The sequence below is a fragment of the Pedobacter sp. AC464 genome (genome assembly GCF_979253075.1).
Window position 1 is genome coordinate 868,206 of record NZ_CEEDBV010000002.1, and the last position, 16,539, is coordinate 884,744.

Genomic DNA, 16,539 nt, shown 5'->3' on the forward strand with positions numbered 1-16,539 from the left:
TAAATAACGATTATAATTTTATTTTTGCCAAACCACTTAACCATTTAAAAATGATAAAAAACATCTCAACACTAACACTTATTTGTACAGCAGTAATTGCAATTTCATCGTGCAGCAGTTCAACAAAAGACAAACCAGCTGATACTACAATTACTAAAACGGAAACAACTGTAACCGTACCGGCTAAATCGGAAAATGCGCCAGAAACTGTTGATTATTCAGTAATGCCAGACAGTGCAATTTTAGGTAAAGCACGAGAAGCGTTGGTAAAAGTTACTTCAGCATCATCAATGGAGTTGAAAGATGCAGAAGGCAAAGCGACCGGTTCGGAACTTACATTAAACTTACAGGTAACGAACAAGAGCACATTAGAGGCTAAAAAGTTTTTCTCGGTATCGAGTTCAGACGCTAGATTGGAGTTGGATAACGGAACTTCAATTACCGGACGAGAAAGCTCAGGAAACACAAATCCGGAGCCGGAAGCATCATCGCAAGCAGTTTGGTCTTTCCAGCTGCCACCAAACGCGAGCCCTAAAAAGTTAAATTTCTTCTTAGATGGAACTAGGGTCTCAGTTGGCCTTTCCAAAAAATAAAAGAAAAAGCCCCGGAAAAATTTCGGGGCTTTTTCTTTTATTAAAATTATAAAAAATGTAAAAAAGTTAAAAAATATTGTGTAACTCAATTATTATTTAAACCTTTGCACCTCAATAGAGTTAAAGCCGTTTAAATACGCGAGAAATGATTAAAATATTTTTACATAAACTTTCTGTTATTACAGCGCAATTAGCGCTCGGAAAGACTATGTTTATTAATCAGTTTCAGCCCGTATTTCACTATCCCAGCAGCCGGCAAAATTTCACTCCACGTATTTAGTACTCAACTAAACGTAATGAGGAATTGATCCTCTCTAAAAACCCAATTAACAAGAATACTTATAATTTTTCGTTAGAAAACGAATGGATATTAACGAATTTATAGTGCAGGTTGCACTTCCTGAACATCGTGTATTTGCAGAACAAATCGTAACCGAGATGGCCGAATCTGCGAAAGCACGCGGCACGGGTATTGCAAAACGTTCTCCTGACTATGTTGCAAATAAAATGCAGGAAGGCAAAGCGGTTATTGCATTCCACAACGATGGACGATGGGCCGGCTTTTGCTACATCGAAACCTGGAGCCACGGGCAATTTGTAGCCAACTCTGGCTTAATCGTTTCTCCCGAATTTAGAAAAGCCGGGTTAGCGCATGCCATTAAAGAAAAGGTTTTCGAACTTTCCAGAACGCTGTACCCAAAGGCGAAGATTTTTGGCTTAACCACGGGTTTGGCCGTAATGAAAATAAATTCTGATTTAGGGTACGAGCCCGTTACCTACTCCGAATTAACACAGGATGAGGAATTTTGGAAAGGCTGCCAAAGTTGTGTAAACTTCGAAATTTTGAAAATGAAGGAGCGTAAAAACTGTATGTGTACAGCTATGCTTTATGATCCGGCAACTCAAAAACATGATGCTGCCAAAAAATTTGCCGAAGAGTTACAGAAAAAACCCAAATTATACGAGCGCTTTATGCGCATTAAACAGCGTTTAGTTGTAAAGCCGAAGCCAAAATCAGGCTTTAAAGTATTGATGTTTTTATTTACCCTTTTATTTAATAAGTAGTGATGAGTTGCTTGTGGATGGCTTAAGAAAAAAGTGATTACCCCGCAAGCTTAACCCCTTACATTAAAATTAATTATAACTCAGATGAACAAAGTAGTTTTAGCTTTTAGCGGAGGTCTTGATACCTCATTTTGTTGTATTTATCTTGCTCAAGACCGTGGACTGGAAGTTCACTCGGTAATTGTGAATACCGGTGGTTTTTCTGACGAAGAGTTACAGGAAATTGAAAAAAGAGCCTATGCTTTAGGTGTGAAATCTCACGCCGTAGTAGATGAAACTAAAAGTTATTACGATGAATGCATTAAATATTTAATTTTTGGTAATGTATTAAAAAACGCAACCTACCCACTTTCCGTTAGTGCAGAACGTGTTAGTCAGGCCACTGCAATTGCAAACTACGTAAAAAAAATCGGTGCTGATTATGTAGCTCATGGCAGTACAGGTGCAGGCAACGACCAGGTACGATTTGACATGATTTTCAATATTCTGATACCGGAAGTTGAAATTATTACCCCGATTAGAGATCTGAAATTATCCCGCGAAGCGGAAATAGAATACTTAGCCGAACATGGAGTCGAATACAGTGCTGCAAAAGCACAATATTCCATTAACAAAGGTTTATGGGGAACATCGGTTGGTGGAAAAGAAACGCTAACATCAAACGAAACTTTGCCTGAAAGTGCCTGGCCAACCCAGGTTACAGAAACTGAATCGCGTAAGCTAGAGTTAACCTTTGAAAAAGGAGAACTTGTTGCCATTGATGGAGAAACTTTGGAGCCAGTTAGGGCGATTCAAAAATTGCAAGCCATTGCGCAGCCTTTTGGTATTGGTCGCGATATCCATGTTGGCGATACCATTATTGGTATTAAAGGGCGTGTTGGTTTCGAGGCAGCCGGACCTATTATCATTATCAAAGCACACCATACTTTAGAGAAACACACTTTAACCAAATGGCAATTAAGCTGGAAGGAACAATTATCATCTTTCTACGGAAACTGGTTGCACGAAGGTCAATTCCACGACCCGATAATGCGGAACATAGAAGCTTTCCTAAGCGATACGCAAAAGGTTGTGAGCGGTAAAGTGTTTGTAGAGTTGATGCCTTACCGCTTCCAAATTATTGGTATTGAATCTAACCATGATTTGATGAGCAATAAATTTGGCAGCTATGGCGAAATGAACAATGCCTGGAGTGGTGAAGATGTTAAGGGTTTCTCGAAGATTTTTGGTAACCAGGTGATGATTTGGCATAAAGTAAATGGAGCAGAAGCAGAAAGCTAAAAGGCTAAAGCAAAGCTTTTTTACATTGTCATCCTCAGCTTGTCGAAGGACAAGAAATAAAGTATGAATAAAATCCTTTCAAAAAATAAGTGTTTAAGCCATTACAAGTGGGGTGACAATTGCGATGGATGGAATTTCGTAATTAAGCCTGATGCAACCATTAAGCAAGAGTTAATGCCCGCTCAAACTGCTGAAAGATTACATTTTCACACTTATGCAGAGCAATTTTTCTACATTTTGAAAGGGCAGGCCACATTTTTTATTGAGAATGAAGCTGTTTTAGTCAATGCAAATACGGGCATACAAATTAAAGCAGGTGACAAGCATAAAATCTCGAATGAAACAAATCAAGATTTAGAATTTATCCTTTTCTCCTATCCATCAACTCAAAATGACAGAACAGATTGTGAGTAAAATAGAAATTAAACGTATTGAACTAAATGAAGCTAACTTAGTAGTTGGTCTATTCAATCAATACAGAATTTTTTACGGAAAGTTTTCTGATTTGGGAATGGCGAAGGGTTTTATTGATGCCCGCTTAGAAAATAATGAATCAGTAATTTTTGTCGCATTAGACGGAAATAAGCCTGTGGGCTTTACGCAATTGTATCCCAAATATTCATCTGCCAGATTGACTAAAAACTGGATTTTGAATGATTTATTTGTTGTAACTGACTACCGCAAGCAGGGAATTGGTGAGCAGTTGATCAAAACAGTTATGGATTTCGCAAAAACAGAGGGTTCTACTTTTGTGCAATTGGAAACGGCAGTAGATAACTACATAGCACAAAGCTTATATGAAACCATTGGCTTTAAAAAACAGGAGCCAGACAACGAATTTTTTCTTTACAGAATTGATATAATTTAATAATGAACAAAATTAAAGCAGGAATTATTGGTGGTGCCGGGTACACAGGTGGCGAAATGCTCCGTATTCTGGTGAATCACCCCAACGTAGAAATCGCTTTCGTAAATAGTACGAGCAATGCAGGAAATTTAATCTCTGATGTGCATACAGACTTATTCGGCGAAACTGATTTAAAGTTTGTAGGTGATGTTCCACAAGATATTGATGTACTTTTTCTTTGCGTTGGACACGGCGATGCGAAGAAGTTTTTAGCTGCCAACCCAGTTAACGATAAAATTAAAATCATCGATTTGTCGCAGGACTTTAGGTTAACTGCGAATGGTAAATTTGAAAGCCGTGACTTTATTTATGGTTTGCCGGAGTTAAATCGCGATAAAATAAAATCAGCACAAAATATTGCTAATCCAGGATGTTTCGCAACGTGTATTCAATTGGGGTTGTTGCCTTTGGCTGCAAAAGGCTTAATTAAAAGTGAGGTTCACATCAATGCAACAACAGGTTCGACCGGAGCCGGACAAAGCCTCGCAGCAACTTCACATTTTAGCTGGAGAAACAACAACCTTTCCATTTACAAGGCCTTTGAACATCAACACCTGAATGAAATTGGAGAAAGTTTATTGCAGTTGCAACCGAGTCTTTCAGATTCACTGAGTTTCATCCCGCAACGCGGCGCTTTTACCCGGGGGATTTTGGCTGCAATGTATTTAGAAAGTGAATTAACGCTTGAAGAGGCACAAAACCTTTACCAGGATTACTACAGCACACACCCGTTTACACACGTTAGCGGGAAAAATATCGATTTAAAGCAAGTTGTAAACACCAATAAAGCGTTGGTTCATTTAGAAAAACACGGAAATAGATTGTTCATTATCAGCATTATAGACAACCTTTTAAAAGGTGCAAGCGGCCAGGCCGTGCAAAATATGAACTTAATGTTTGGCCTTGCAGAAACAGCAGGCTTGAAGTTGAAAGCAGCTAATTTTTAGTGGTACGTTATAAGTTTTAAGTAATAAGTGTATGCAGAATTTCGAAGAGTTAAAAGTGTGGGAAAAAGCCCATCAAATTACACTTAGTATTTATAAAGCTAGTGCCAGGTTTCCAAAAGAAGAAATTTATAGCTTAACAAATCAACTGCGGCGAGCTGCTTCATCAATACCAGCTAATATTGCAGAAGGATGTGGTAAAAATACCCAGGCAGATTTAGCTAATTTTTTAAATATATCTTTAGGTTCAGCTAATGAAACAGAATATTTTTTGATTTTATCTAAAGATTTAGATTATTTAACAGAAGAACAGTTTTCAATTTTATCAAACAGTATTAATGAAGTTAAGGCAATGCTTATCAGCTTGATTGGAAGAGTGAGAAGTAAATATGCATCCAAACCTACAACTTAAAACGTACTACTTATAACTTAAATACAATGCAATTATTCGACGTTTATCCTCTTAATGATATAGAAATTACAAAAGCATCTGGCAGCAATGTTTGGGATGCGAATGAACAAAAATACTTAGATTTATATGGCGGTCATGCGGTAATTTCTATTGGCCACACCAATCCGCATTATGTAAATCGTTTAACGGATCAATTAAACAAAGTGGGTTTTTATTCCAACTCTGTTAAAATTCCTCTTCAAACCCAATTGGCAGAGAAATTGGGTCAGGTTTCCGGTAAAAAAGATTTCCAATTATTTTTGGTTAACTCTGGTGCAGAAGCCAATGAAAACGCATTAAAACTTGCCTCGTTTTACAATGGCAGAAAAAAAGTAATTGCTTTTACAGGGGCTTTCCACGGCAGAACTTCTTTAGCTGTTGCAGTAACCGACAACCCCAAAATCGTCGCTCCTGTAAATCAAAATGAGCATGTAATATTCCTGCCTTTTAACAATGAAGTAGCATTGGAAGATACCTTCAAGGCACAGGGAAACGAAATTTCGGCTGTAATTATTGAGGGTATTCAGGGCGTGGGCGGAATTAAGGAAGCGTCGAAAAGCTTTTTGCAGAAAATCCGCACTCTTTGTGATGAATATAATTCGGTATACATCGCCGATTCGGTTCAATGCGGCTACGGAAGAACAGGGCTGTTTTACTCACACGACTATTCGGGCGTTGAGGCTGATGTTTATACCATGGCGAAAGGAATGGGTAATGGCTTTCCTGTTGCAGGAATTTCAATAGCGCCTAAATTTAAACCGTGGCATGGCGAATTAGGAACCACTTTCGGCGGTAACCATTTGGCATGCGCTGCCGCTCTGGCGGTGTTAGAAGTTATGGAAAACGATAACCTGATGAAAAATGCAGAAGAAATTGGCGAGTATTTAATCACTGAGCTGAAGAAATTTGAGCAGGTTATCGAAGTTCGCGGCCGTGGATTGATGATTGGAATTGAATTGCCAGCGGAGCTTACTCATGTTAAAAAAGAACTGTTATTTACGCATCACATTTTTACTGGCGAAGCAAAGCCGAACGTTATTCGTTTATTGCCGGCTTTAAATTTAACCAAGGCGCATGCTGATGAATTTCTGGCGGCCTTTGGGGAGTTGGTAAAATAATACACTCGTCATTGCGAGGCACGAGTTAGAGCAATGCTAATTGCTTTTTTGAAATTTTTAAGAGGTGGTGCAGGAAAACCTTAAACCCTACACCTCAAACCTTAAACCCTAAAACTATGAAGTTATTTACTTCCGTACACGATGTTTCGAGCATCAAAGAATTTGTAAAAGATGCGCTCGATTTAAAAGCGAATCCTTATTCACATCAAAGTTTGGGTAAAAACAAAACCTTGGGTTTAGTTTTTATGAATCCGAGTTTACGCACCCGTTTAAGCACTCAAAAAGCAGCCTTAAACTTAGGTATGAATGTGATGGTAATGAATTTGGATAAAGAAGGTTGGGCCCTGGAAACGCAGGATGGCGTAGTAATGAACGGCTCTACCGTTGAACACATCCGCGAAGCGGCGGCGGTGATGGGCCAGTATTGTGATATTTTGGGCTTACGTTCTTTTCCAAAATTAAACAACCGGGAGGAAGATTACTCGGAAGATTTCTTTAATAAATTTGTGAACTACTGCGCTGTGCCTGTAGTAAGTTTGGAAAGCGCAACACGCCATCCGTTACAAAGTTTTGCTGATATTATTACCATCCACGAAACATGGACGAAACATCCTGACGGCAAAAAGCCGAAAGTAGTTTTGGCCTGGGCGCCACACGTAAAAGCTTTACCGCAAGCGGTTCCGAATTCATTTGCCGAGTGGATGTGTAAGGCACAGGTAGAAGGAATGATCGATTTTACAATTGCGCAACCTGAAGGTTACGAACTTGCCGAAGAATTTACACCAGGCGCAAACATTCAATACAATATAGAAGAGGCTTTGGCAGGCGCTGATTATGTTTATGTAAAAAACTGGAGCAGTTATAAAGAGTATGGCAAGGTTTTAACCTATCCTGATGGCTGGATGATGAACAACCAGAAACTGAAGCTTACCAACGACGCCAAAGTAATGCACTGTTTGCCTGTTCGCCGCGATTTGGAATTATCTTCGGAAATTCTGGACGGACCAAATTCGCTGGTCATTCATGAAGCTGGAAACCGTTTATGGGCGGCGCAGGCGGTAATTAAAGCAATGTTGGAAGAAATGTAAAAAACACTTCGTCAATAAGAGTACGAAGCACCAACTTTATGACGATTTTTTCAAATATAGAAGACGCAATTGCCGAGAAGAAACGTGTTAAAAGCGGCAATAGGAAACGAATAATAGAATTGATCAGGAAGTTAAATCCTGCTTGGCTAGATTTGTTTGAAACTTTGGATTAGTTTAATATAGCTGGGGCATTAAGATTGCTTCGTGCCCCGCAATGATGATACTCAAAAAACTATGAAGCAACTTACAATTATAAAAATTGGTGGAAACGTAATCGACAACTCTGAGAATTTACATCAGTTTTTGCTGGATTTTACGGCTTTACCCGGCGATAAGATTTTGGTTCATGGCGGTGGTAAAATTGCAACTGAACTTGGCGAAAGTTTAGGCATTGAAGCAAAAATGGTTGAAGGGCGCCGCATTACTGATATCGAAACTTTGCGGATTGTGACCATGGTTTACGCAGGTTTAATTAACAAAAACATGGTTGCTCAGTTACAAGCGAAAGGAAGCAATGCCATTGGTTTAACTGGTGCTGATGGAAATATTATCAGGGCAAAAAAACGTCCGGTTCAAAAAGTGCTGTCTGCCGGAAAAGATTTAGGCGAGACAATTGATTACGGCTTTGTTGGTGATTTAGATGAAAATTCGGTTTCTACAGAAACTTTAGATAATTTACTAAATGCGGGTTTAGTGCCCGTTTTATGCGCAATTACACACGATGGCGATACACAGTTGCTAAACACCAATGCAGATACAATTGCTTCATCAGTAGCTGTAGCCATGGCTGCTAAATATGAAACGCGTTTGGTATATTGCTTTGAAAAAAAAGGTGTTTTAAAAGATGTGAACGACGATGATTCGGTGGTTAGGGAAATTAAAGCCGATGAGTTCGATGCATTAAAAGCAGATGGAACCGTTCAGGGTGGAATGATTCCTAAATTGCATAACGCTTTTGAGGCAATTAAGAAAGGTGTTTCTGCAGTATATATTGGCAAAGCAAACGAACTTGGAGAACTTGCCAATGGCAGTTTCGGAACTAAGATGCTAAAATAAGGCGAAAGCTTTTAAGGTACTTATATTGGCAGTGAGCAGATTGGCCGCGGTGCCAGCTTTTCTTTTAGGTACAGTTTGAAGTTAGCTAAACCTGATAGAAACGGAAATACTTTTTTAGCAGCAACCCTTAATAAACGGTGATGCTGAGGCACGAAGCATTTGCAGCCGAAGATATAGTTGTTTCGTACCTGAGCATAGCAAGCAGTTTAAAAAGATTGCAGTGCATAGCAGGACTAACATTAACTGGAATGCTGCAATTGCTTTTCAAAGAAAATGGCGAGTCAAAAATCGGTATTATTAACCCGAAGAAAATATAATTAACATGAAAAAAATTGCCATAATTGGAAGCGGGAATATTGGTTTATCTTTAGCAAAAGGCTTAGTGAAAGCAGATTTTGCAAGCGCGGGCGATATCACGCTAACGCGAAGAAACATTAGCCACCTTAACGCTTTCGCAGCTGCCGGATTTATGGTGACCAATGATAATAAACAAGCCATTACGGATGCAGATGTTGTAATTCTTGCGGTTTTGCCCCAACAATTAAATACGGTTTTGGAGGAAATAAGCAGCTCGATTAACGCAGCAAAACATCTGGTTATTTCGGTAATTTCTGGTGTAAGTTGCGCCGCGGTTCGGGCAAAATTAGGCGATGATGTTGAGGTGGTACGCGTGATGCCAAACACGGCGATTGCGATTGGCCAATCGATGACTTGCATGGCGAGCGATAATGCATCTGCAGAAAATATGGCCGAAGTGACTAAAATGTTTGAAACGGTAGGCTCGGTTGTAAAAATAAATGAAGACTTGATGACCTCAGCAACGGCGCTTTGTGCCTGTGGTATCGCATTCTTTCTACGGGCGATAAGGGCGGCGTCACAGGGTGGTGTAGAAATCGGTTTCCATGCAGATGAAGCCCTGAAAATGGCGGTACAAACCGCAAAAGGAGCGGCAGATTTGCTTTTATTGCATGGCACACACCCGGAATCAGAAATAGATAAGGTAACTTCGCCGAAAGGCTGTACCATTGCTGGTTTAAACGAAATGGAACACAATGGTTTTAGCTCATCATTGATAAAAGGCATTAAATTATCAGCCTTAAAGGCAGGAAACTTATATACAAAAGAAGGTTAAAAGTATCAGGGAATAATTTAGGTTATAGGCACAAATTGTTCCCTGATACAACTACTCGATACTATGTTATTAGAAAATATACAAAAAGAAAGTCTGGATTTGTTGCGGCAGCTTATCCGCATCCAGTCTTTTAGCAAAGAAGAAGACAGAACAGCAAATTTAATTGCCCAGTTTTTAGAAGAGCGGGGAATTAAAACGCAGCGAAAAATGAATAATGTTTGGGCTTACAACAAGCATTTCGACGCCAGCAAACCAACCGTTTTGTTAAACTCGCACCACGATACGGTTAAGCCAAATTCTGGTTATACCCGCGACCCATACGATGCAGCCATTGAGGGCGATAAGCTATTCGGCCTGGGCAGTAACGATGCCGGTGGCTGTTTGGTTTCCTTAATTGGTACATTTTTGTATTACTACCAACAGGAAAATTTAAAATATAATATTTGCCTTGCCGCAACTGCGGAAGAAGAAATTTCTGGCAATAATGGCTTGGAGTTAGTTTTACCGGATTTAGGTGCACTTGAATTTGGTATTGTTGGCGAACCAACAGAAATGAATCTTGCCATTGCCGAACGTGGATTGCTCGTTTTGGATTGTGTTTCGCATGGTAAAGCGGGCCACGCAGCACGCGAAGAAGGCGAAAATGCGATCTATAAAGCACTTAAAGATATCGAGTGGTTCAGGAATTATCAGTTTCCAAAGGTATCAGAAGTTTTCGGGCCACTTAAAATGACGGTTACCATTATAAATGCCGGTTCGCAACACAATGTTGTACCCGCAAACTGTACTTTTACCGTTGATGTTCGGGTTACTGACGCTTACTCTAACGAGGAAGTTTTAGAGATTATCAGGGCAAATGTAGACTGTGATGTTACGCCACGCTCGATTCGTTTAAAGCCATCATCAATTGATAAAAACCATCCGGTTGTTCAGGCTGGTGTTGCATTGGGTAAAACAACTTATGGCTCACCAACCACATCAGACCAGGCTTTACTAGATATTCCATCGGTTAAATGTGGACCAGGATTTTCTGGTCGCTCGCACATGGCCGACGAATTTTTGTACGTTAGAGAGGTTGCAGAAGGTGTTGAAGGCTACGTGAACATGTTGAAACCGGTGATAAGTTAGACTGAAATAACGGCTATCGCGAAGCATGAAGCAATTGATTTGCAAATGTTGCGCTTTGCATTTTGAAAACCAAAGAGGATTGCTTCGCTCCTCGAAACTGACGAAGTTTAGATATGAAAATTTGGCAAAAAAATATAGATGTAAACAAATTTGTAGAATCGTTTACCGTTGGTAAAGACCGCGAACTTGATTTACAAATGGCAAAATTTGATGTGCTGGGTTCTTTAGCACATACTCAAATGCTTGAAACCATTAATTTGCTTACTGCTGATGAACTAAAAAATATTCAGCAAGAGCTTAAGAATATTTATGTTGAAATTGAAGCAGGAAATTTCACTATTGAGAACACTGTTGAAGACGTGCATTCTCAGGTGGAATGGTTGCTTACCAAGCGTATTGGCGAGGCTGGCAAAAAAATTCACAGTGGCCGTTCCCGTAACGACCAGGTTCTGGTTGATTTGAAACTCTTCTTCCGGGCCTGTATCGAGGATATGGTTAACCAAACATCTACTTTGTTTACTCAGCTCATCGATTTAAGCAATACCCATAAAGAAAAATTAATGCCGGGCTACACCCATTTGCAAATTGCAATGCCATCGTCTTTCGGGCTATGGTTTGGTGCCTACGCTGAAAGTCTTGCCGATGATATGGAACTGATGCTTGCTGCATGGAAAATTACCAATAAAAATCCTTTAGGTTCTGCCGCAGGTTATGGCTCTTCATTTCCTTTAAACAGAACACTAACCACTGAATTACTTGGCTTCGAAAGTTTAAATTACAATGTGGTTTATGCGCAAATGGGCCGCGGTAAAACAGAAAGGATTTTAGCGCAGGCAATGAGTGCTGTTGCCGCAACTTTAGCCAAAATGGCGATGGATGTTTGCCTGTTTATCAATCAGAATTTTGGCTTTATCAGCTTCCCGCCAGAATTAACAACAGGTTCGAGCATTATGCCCCATAAAAAGAACCCGGATGTTTTCGAGCTGATTCGTTCGCGTTGCAATAAAATTCAGGCTTTGCCAAATGAAATTGCAATGATGATAACGAACCTTCCTTCAGGCTACCACCGCGATTTACAGCTATTAAAAGAAAACCTTTTTCCGGCAATAACTTCATTAAACGAATGCCTTGAAATTGCAAGTTTTATGTTCGAGAACATTACCATAAAGGAGCAAATTTTAGAAGACAAAAAGTACGACTATTTATTTAGCGTAGAGGTAGTTAATGATTTAGCCCTGCAAGGCGTTCCATTTAGAGAGGCTTACAAAATTGTTGGAGAACAGATAGAAAATGGTACTTTTGCACCATCGGGCCAAATACATCATACACACGAGGGGAGCATTGGCAACCTTTGTAACGAGCAAATTTCTGCATCAATGCAGGCTGTTTTGTCTCAGTTCGGTTTCGAAAAAGTAAATAAAGCAATTGAAAAATTAGTAAGCTAGGCCGTTACTGCAAGAAATGGGCAATCTGGAAGCATGTGCTCCACAATTGCCAAGGTTTTAAGTAGTATAACTTTGCAATTACATTTAAGGTAAAAAAATAATTATGAAAGTTTCCGTATTAGCCAGTGCATTAATTGGCTCAGAAATTATAAAAATTGGTAATGAAGTTAACGAAATGAAGCGGAAAGGTGCATCAATCGCTAACTTAACCATTGGCGATTTCGATGCTAACATCTATCCTATTCCAACAGAGTTAAAAGCAGGAATTGTTGAAGCATACCATGCAAATCAAACTAATTATCCACCTGCTGATGGCGTGTTACAACTAAGGGAAACAGTTTCCGAATTATTGAAAGACAGATTCGGCTTAGATTATAATGCAAGCAGTATTCTGGTTTCCGGTGGATCACGGCCCTTAATTTACGCAACTTACCTTGCCTTAATTGACCCGGGAGATACGGTTGTATTCCCTGCCCCATCCTGGAATAATAACCACTATTGCCATTTAACTTCGGCTAAAGCAATTGCCGTAGAAACCGATGCGGCTCATAATTTTATGCCTACCGCTGCGCAATTAAAGCCGCATTTAAAAGGCGCAACTTTACTAGCACTATGTTCGCCGTTAAACCCAACGGGAACCATGTTTGATGCGGATTCTTTAGCCGAAATCTGCGATGTAGTTCTGGAAGAAAACGCCAGTCGCGGTGCGGATGAAAAGCCATTGTACCTGATGTACGATCAGATTTATTCGCTTTTAACTTTTGGTAAGGAACACGTAAATCCGGTTTCTTTACGCCCGGCAATGCGGGAATTTACCGTTTTTGTAGATGGAAGTTCTAAATGCCTTGCTGCAACAGGTGTACGTGTGGGATGGGGTTTTGGACCAGAAGATATCGTAAACAGAATGAAAGCGTTGGTAGGCCACATGGGCGCCTGGGCCCCGAAAGCTGAACAAGTCGCGATGTCGAACTATTTTAACAATAAAGGGCAGGTTGATACTTTCTTAACGAACTTTAAAGGCCAGATTCAGGAAAGTTTAAATGCACTTTACAATGGTTTTAACGATTTGAAAAACGAAGGATTTAACGTTGACGCAGTTGAACCAATGGGCGCTATTTACTTAACCATCAAAATAGATTATATAGGAAAAAGTACCCAGGAGGGTAAAATTCTGAAGGATAGTGCTGATGTAAACTTTTATCTAATAAATGAAGCTGGAGCAGCATTGGTACCGTTTTCTGCATTTGGAAATGAACACAATATGCCTTGGTTCAGGGCATCAGTGGGTGCCTGTACCTTGCAGGACATTAAAGATATGTTGCCGAGAATTAAGGCTGCTTTAAGTAAGCTGAAATAATAGCATAAGCGCAGAGCTGTTAAAATTATTTCAGCTCTGCTTTCTTTAAATTTATCAAGTCTAGAAAAACCTCACAGCGCTCTTTTGCTAGCATTCTTTTAACTCCGCAATCCAAAAAAAAAATTAACATTCCAGAATAGTTTTTGGTTCAAAAAATGCGGCTATTTCATTTGATTAAACGTTTTATTAAAATATTTTCAGTTATTTTTGAAAATTGTTTGCAATTAAGAAAAATATTCTGCTACTTTACGGTGTACAAAATACACCTAGTCAAATGATTTTTAATACTTCAATTATTACAACAATTATTATTACCACGGGATAAACCCGCGGGGCTAATTTGTTGTAAATTGATTAACATACAAAACACAGAAAGCGTCCCGATACAATCGGGACGCTTTTTTTTTAAACCCAAACTGAATGAATTGCCAGGGCTGAAGACCACACAATTTTGTAAAAGCCAAGGCAATATTTCGGTTAAAATAAAATAGACTAATGAAAGTATTAAAATTCGGCGGCACATCCGTAGGTTCGGCCGAGAACATTAAAACGCTACTCACGATAGTGGCCAAAGAAAAATTAGAAAGCAATCCGGTAGTTGTATTATCGGCAATGAGTGGCGTAACCAATTTGTTAACAGATATGGCCGAAAGGGCCGAGCGTGGCGAAGATTACGACTCAAGTTTAAAAGAAATTGAGGCTAAACATTTTGCTGTTATCCGTTCACTCCTACCAGCAGCTGCGCAAAATCCGGTGTTTACCCGCTTAAAAATCTTCTTTAACGAATTAGAAGATCTGTTGCAGGCAGTCACAAATCTTCGGGAGCTGAGCATGCAAACCAAAGACCAGATCTTGAGCTACGGCGAACGCTGCTCATCTTTTATGATTGCGCACATCGCAGCGCAACAATTTGCAGAAGCACTTTATGTAAATGGATCGGAACTAATTAAAACCGACAATAATTTCGGGCAGGCAAAAGTTGAAACTGAACTAACGGAAATGCTTATCAATGATTTCTATCAGACTAACCAGAGCAAGGTTTTGTTTGTAACCGGTTTCATCGCCAGCAATGCCGATGGTAGAATAACGACCTTAGGTCGGGGCGGCTCTGATTACACCGCAGCAGTTTGGGGCGCAGCTTTAAATGCAGAAGAAATCGAAATCTGGACGGATGTAAACGGTATGATGACCGCTGATCCACGCATCGTAAAAAAGGCTTTTTCACTGCCAGAATTGAGTTATACAGAGGCAATGGAGTTGAGCTATTTTGGGGCGAAAGTGATTTATCCGCCCACGATGATTCCAGCTTTTATGAAGAAAATTCCAATCGTAATTAAGAATACTTTCGAACCGGACTTTTCAGGAACATACATAAAAAGCGATGTTAAAACATCAAATCTGCCAATTAAAGGCATCTCATCCATAGATCGCATTAGCATTATAAACCTTACCGGAAGCGGCATGGTGGGCAAAGCCGGTTTTAGCGGAAGATTATTTTCGCTGCTATCGCGAGAGCAGATAAATGTGGTGCTGATTACACAATCTTCATCAGAGCACAGCATTACATTTGCTGTTAAACCTACCGATGCAGGCCAGGCAATTGCTTTGATTAAAAAAGAGTTTGAACTGGAACTTGATGCAAATAAACTGGCTTTACCAGAAATTGAAAATGACCTAGCGGTGCTGGCAATTGTCGGCGAAAACATGAAGCGTACCCCTGGCATGAGTGGAAGACTATTTAACGCCTTGGGTAGGAACGGAATAAATGTTCGGGCAATCGCTCAGGGTTCATCAGAATACAATATTTCGGTAATTATAAGCGCAGCTGATTTGTCTAAAGCCGTAAATGCAGTTCATGATGCTTTCTTTACCGATTTAAAACGTACGCTGAATATTTTTTGCCTGGGTACAGGAAATATCGGCAAAACACTTTTTAACCAACTCAAAGAACAGATGCCTTTTCTGGCAGCAAATAATGATTTGCAAGTTAAGGTAACCGGAATAAGCAACACCCGCAAAATGGTGTTCAATGCTGACGGTTTATCGCTTGAAGACTGGGAAACAGAGTTGAATTTAAACGGGGAAAGTGCAGATTTGGCTGGTTTTGTGGCACACATGAAATCGCTTAATTTACCGAACTGCGTTTTTGTAGATAACACAGCCTCAGAATCGCCTATTGAATTTTATCAGGGCATCTTTGAAAGCAGCATTTCGGTAGTTACCTGCAATAAAAAAGGCAATTCGGCAGATTTCGTGCAATACAAATCATTTAAAGATACTGCCCGTAAGTTCGGCGTCGATTTTTATTATGAAACCAATGTTGGAGCAGGCTTGCCCATTATCCGCACCCTAAGGGAACTGATGATGAGTGGCGATAAAGTTGCCAGGATTGAAGCTATTTTATCCGGAACAATTTCTTACATCTTCAATAACTTTAAAGGCGATGCCGGTTTTTACGAAACGGTAAAAGAAGCGCAGGATTTAGGCTATACCGAACCCGACCCACGCGATGATTTGAATGGAAAGGATTTTATGCGTAAGATGTTAATCCTCGCCCGCGATGCTGGTTATCCATTAGAGGCCGCTGATGTAAAAATAGACAATATCCTACCAGAAGCATGTTTAAATGCAACATCTGTAGAAGACTTCTACTCAGAACTTCAAAAAAATGCGGCCTATTTTGAAGATTTAAAAAATCAGGCAGCAAAGGATGGTAAGGTGTTGCGATATATTGGTAAGCTGGAGGATGGAAATGTAGAAATTAGTTTGCAAATGGTTGATGACAGTCATCCGTTTTACATGCTTTCTGGAAGTGATAACATTATTTCTTTCACTACAGACAGATATAAATCTCGCCCTTTAGTAGTAAAAGGACCTGGCGCCGGTGCCGAAGTTACCGCGGCTGGTGTTTTTGCCGATATTATAAATGTTGGTAGTTTAAGCTAAAAAGCGAAGAGATTAAGCTAAAGCAAGA

The 16,539-nt window shown here is 39.8% G+C and carries 15 protein-coding genes; all 15 read left to right on the top strand.

Features of this window, described 5'->3' with window-relative positions; all coding sequences use genetic code 11:
* The first annotated feature begins 50 nt into the window (after positions 1-50).
* The 15 genes from AC0IWT_RS14530 (at position 51) to thrA (ending at position 16,511) form a co-directional block, all read left to right on the top strand.
* A complete protein-coding gene (locus AC0IWT_RS14530) occupies positions 51-593 on the top strand; it encodes a hypothetical protein (protein ID WP_471797695.1) in 543 nt (180 codons plus the stop codon).
* A 363-nt stretch (positions 594-956) separates the two neighbouring features.
* A complete protein-coding gene (locus AC0IWT_RS14535) occupies positions 957-1,658 on the top strand; it encodes an N-acetyltransferase (RefSeq protein WP_056869567.1) in 702 nt (233 codons plus the stop codon).
* An 84-nt stretch (positions 1,659-1,742) separates the two neighbouring features.
* Positions 1,743-2,939 carry an argininosuccinate synthase gene (argG, locus tag AC0IWT_RS14540; protein WP_471797696.1) on the top strand — a complete coding sequence of 399 codons (1,197 nt, stop codon included), beginning with the start codon at positions 1,743-1,745 and terminating at the stop codon, positions 2,937-2,939.
* Between the two features lie 63 nt (positions 2,940-3,002).
* Positions 3,003-3,353 carry a cupin domain-containing protein gene (locus tag AC0IWT_RS14545; protein ID WP_471797697.1) on the top strand — a complete coding sequence of 117 codons (351 nt, stop codon included), beginning with the start codon at positions 3,003-3,005 and terminating at the stop codon, positions 3,351-3,353.
* Entirely contained in the window at positions 3,331-3,807 is a 477-nt protein-coding gene (locus tag AC0IWT_RS14550; RefSeq protein WP_471797698.1) for a GNAT family N-acetyltransferase, read from the top strand. The genes AC0IWT_RS14545 and AC0IWT_RS14550 overlap by 23 nt, the downstream gene beginning before the upstream one ends.
* 2 nt (positions 3,808-3,809) lie before the next feature.
* Positions 3,810-4,793: an N-acetyl-gamma-glutamyl-phosphate reductase gene (argC, locus tag AC0IWT_RS14555; RefSeq protein WP_471797699.1), complete on the top strand. Its 984-nt coding sequence runs from the start codon at positions 3,810-3,812 to the stop codon at positions 4,791-4,793.
* A 31-nt stretch (positions 4,794-4,824) separates the two neighbouring features.
* Positions 4,825-5,202 carry a four helix bundle protein gene (locus AC0IWT_RS14560; protein WP_471797700.1) on the top strand — a complete coding sequence of 126 codons (378 nt, stop codon included), beginning with the start codon at positions 4,825-4,827 and terminating at the stop codon, positions 5,200-5,202.
* A 26-nt stretch (positions 5,203-5,228) separates the two neighbouring features.
* Positions 5,229-6,359: an aspartate aminotransferase family protein gene (locus tag AC0IWT_RS14565; protein WP_471797701.1), complete on the top strand. Its 1,131-nt coding sequence runs from the start codon at positions 5,229-5,231 to the stop codon at positions 6,357-6,359.
* A gap of 116 nt (positions 6,360-6,475) precedes the next feature.
* Positions 6,476-7,447, top strand: coding sequence for a Rossmann-fold NAD(P)-binding domain-containing protein (locus AC0IWT_RS14570; protein ID WP_471797702.1), 972 nt, complete (start codon positions 6,476-6,478; stop codon positions 7,445-7,447).
* Between the two features lie 234 nt (positions 7,448-7,681).
* Positions 7,682-8,503 carry an acetylglutamate kinase gene (gene argB / locus AC0IWT_RS14575; RefSeq protein ID WP_471797703.1) on the top strand — a complete coding sequence of 274 codons (822 nt, stop codon included), beginning with the start codon at positions 7,682-7,684 and terminating at the stop codon, positions 8,501-8,503.
* A 322-nt stretch (positions 8,504-8,825) separates the two neighbouring features.
* A complete protein-coding gene (proC, locus tag AC0IWT_RS14580; RefSeq protein ID WP_056869559.1) occupies positions 8,826-9,635 on the top strand; it encodes a pyrroline-5-carboxylate reductase in 810 nt (269 codons plus the stop codon).
* A 63-nt stretch (positions 9,636-9,698) separates the two neighbouring features.
* A complete protein-coding gene (locus AC0IWT_RS14585) occupies positions 9,699-10,763 on the top strand; it encodes a M20 family metallo-hydrolase (protein ID WP_471797704.1) in 1,065 nt (354 codons plus the stop codon).
* A gap of 113 nt (positions 10,764-10,876) precedes the next feature.
* Positions 10,877-12,208: an argininosuccinate lyase gene (gene argH / locus AC0IWT_RS14590; RefSeq protein WP_471797705.1), complete on the top strand. Its 1,332-nt coding sequence runs from the start codon at positions 10,877-10,879 to the stop codon at positions 12,206-12,208.
* A gap of 103 nt (positions 12,209-12,311) precedes the next feature.
* Positions 12,312-13,565, top strand: a complete 1,254-nt coding sequence (locus tag AC0IWT_RS14595; protein ID WP_471797706.1) for a pyridoxal phosphate-dependent aminotransferase — start codon at positions 12,312-12,314, stop codon at positions 13,563-13,565.
* Positions 13,566-14,060: 495 nt separating this feature from the next.
* The gene (gene thrA / locus AC0IWT_RS14600; RefSeq protein WP_471797707.1) at positions 14,061-16,511 is read left to right on the top strand and encodes a bifunctional aspartate kinase/homoserine dehydrogenase I; all 2,451 of its coding nucleotides are present in this window, start codon (positions 14,061-14,063) and stop codon (positions 16,509-16,511) included.
* Positions 16,512-16,539 lie beyond the last annotated feature (28 nt).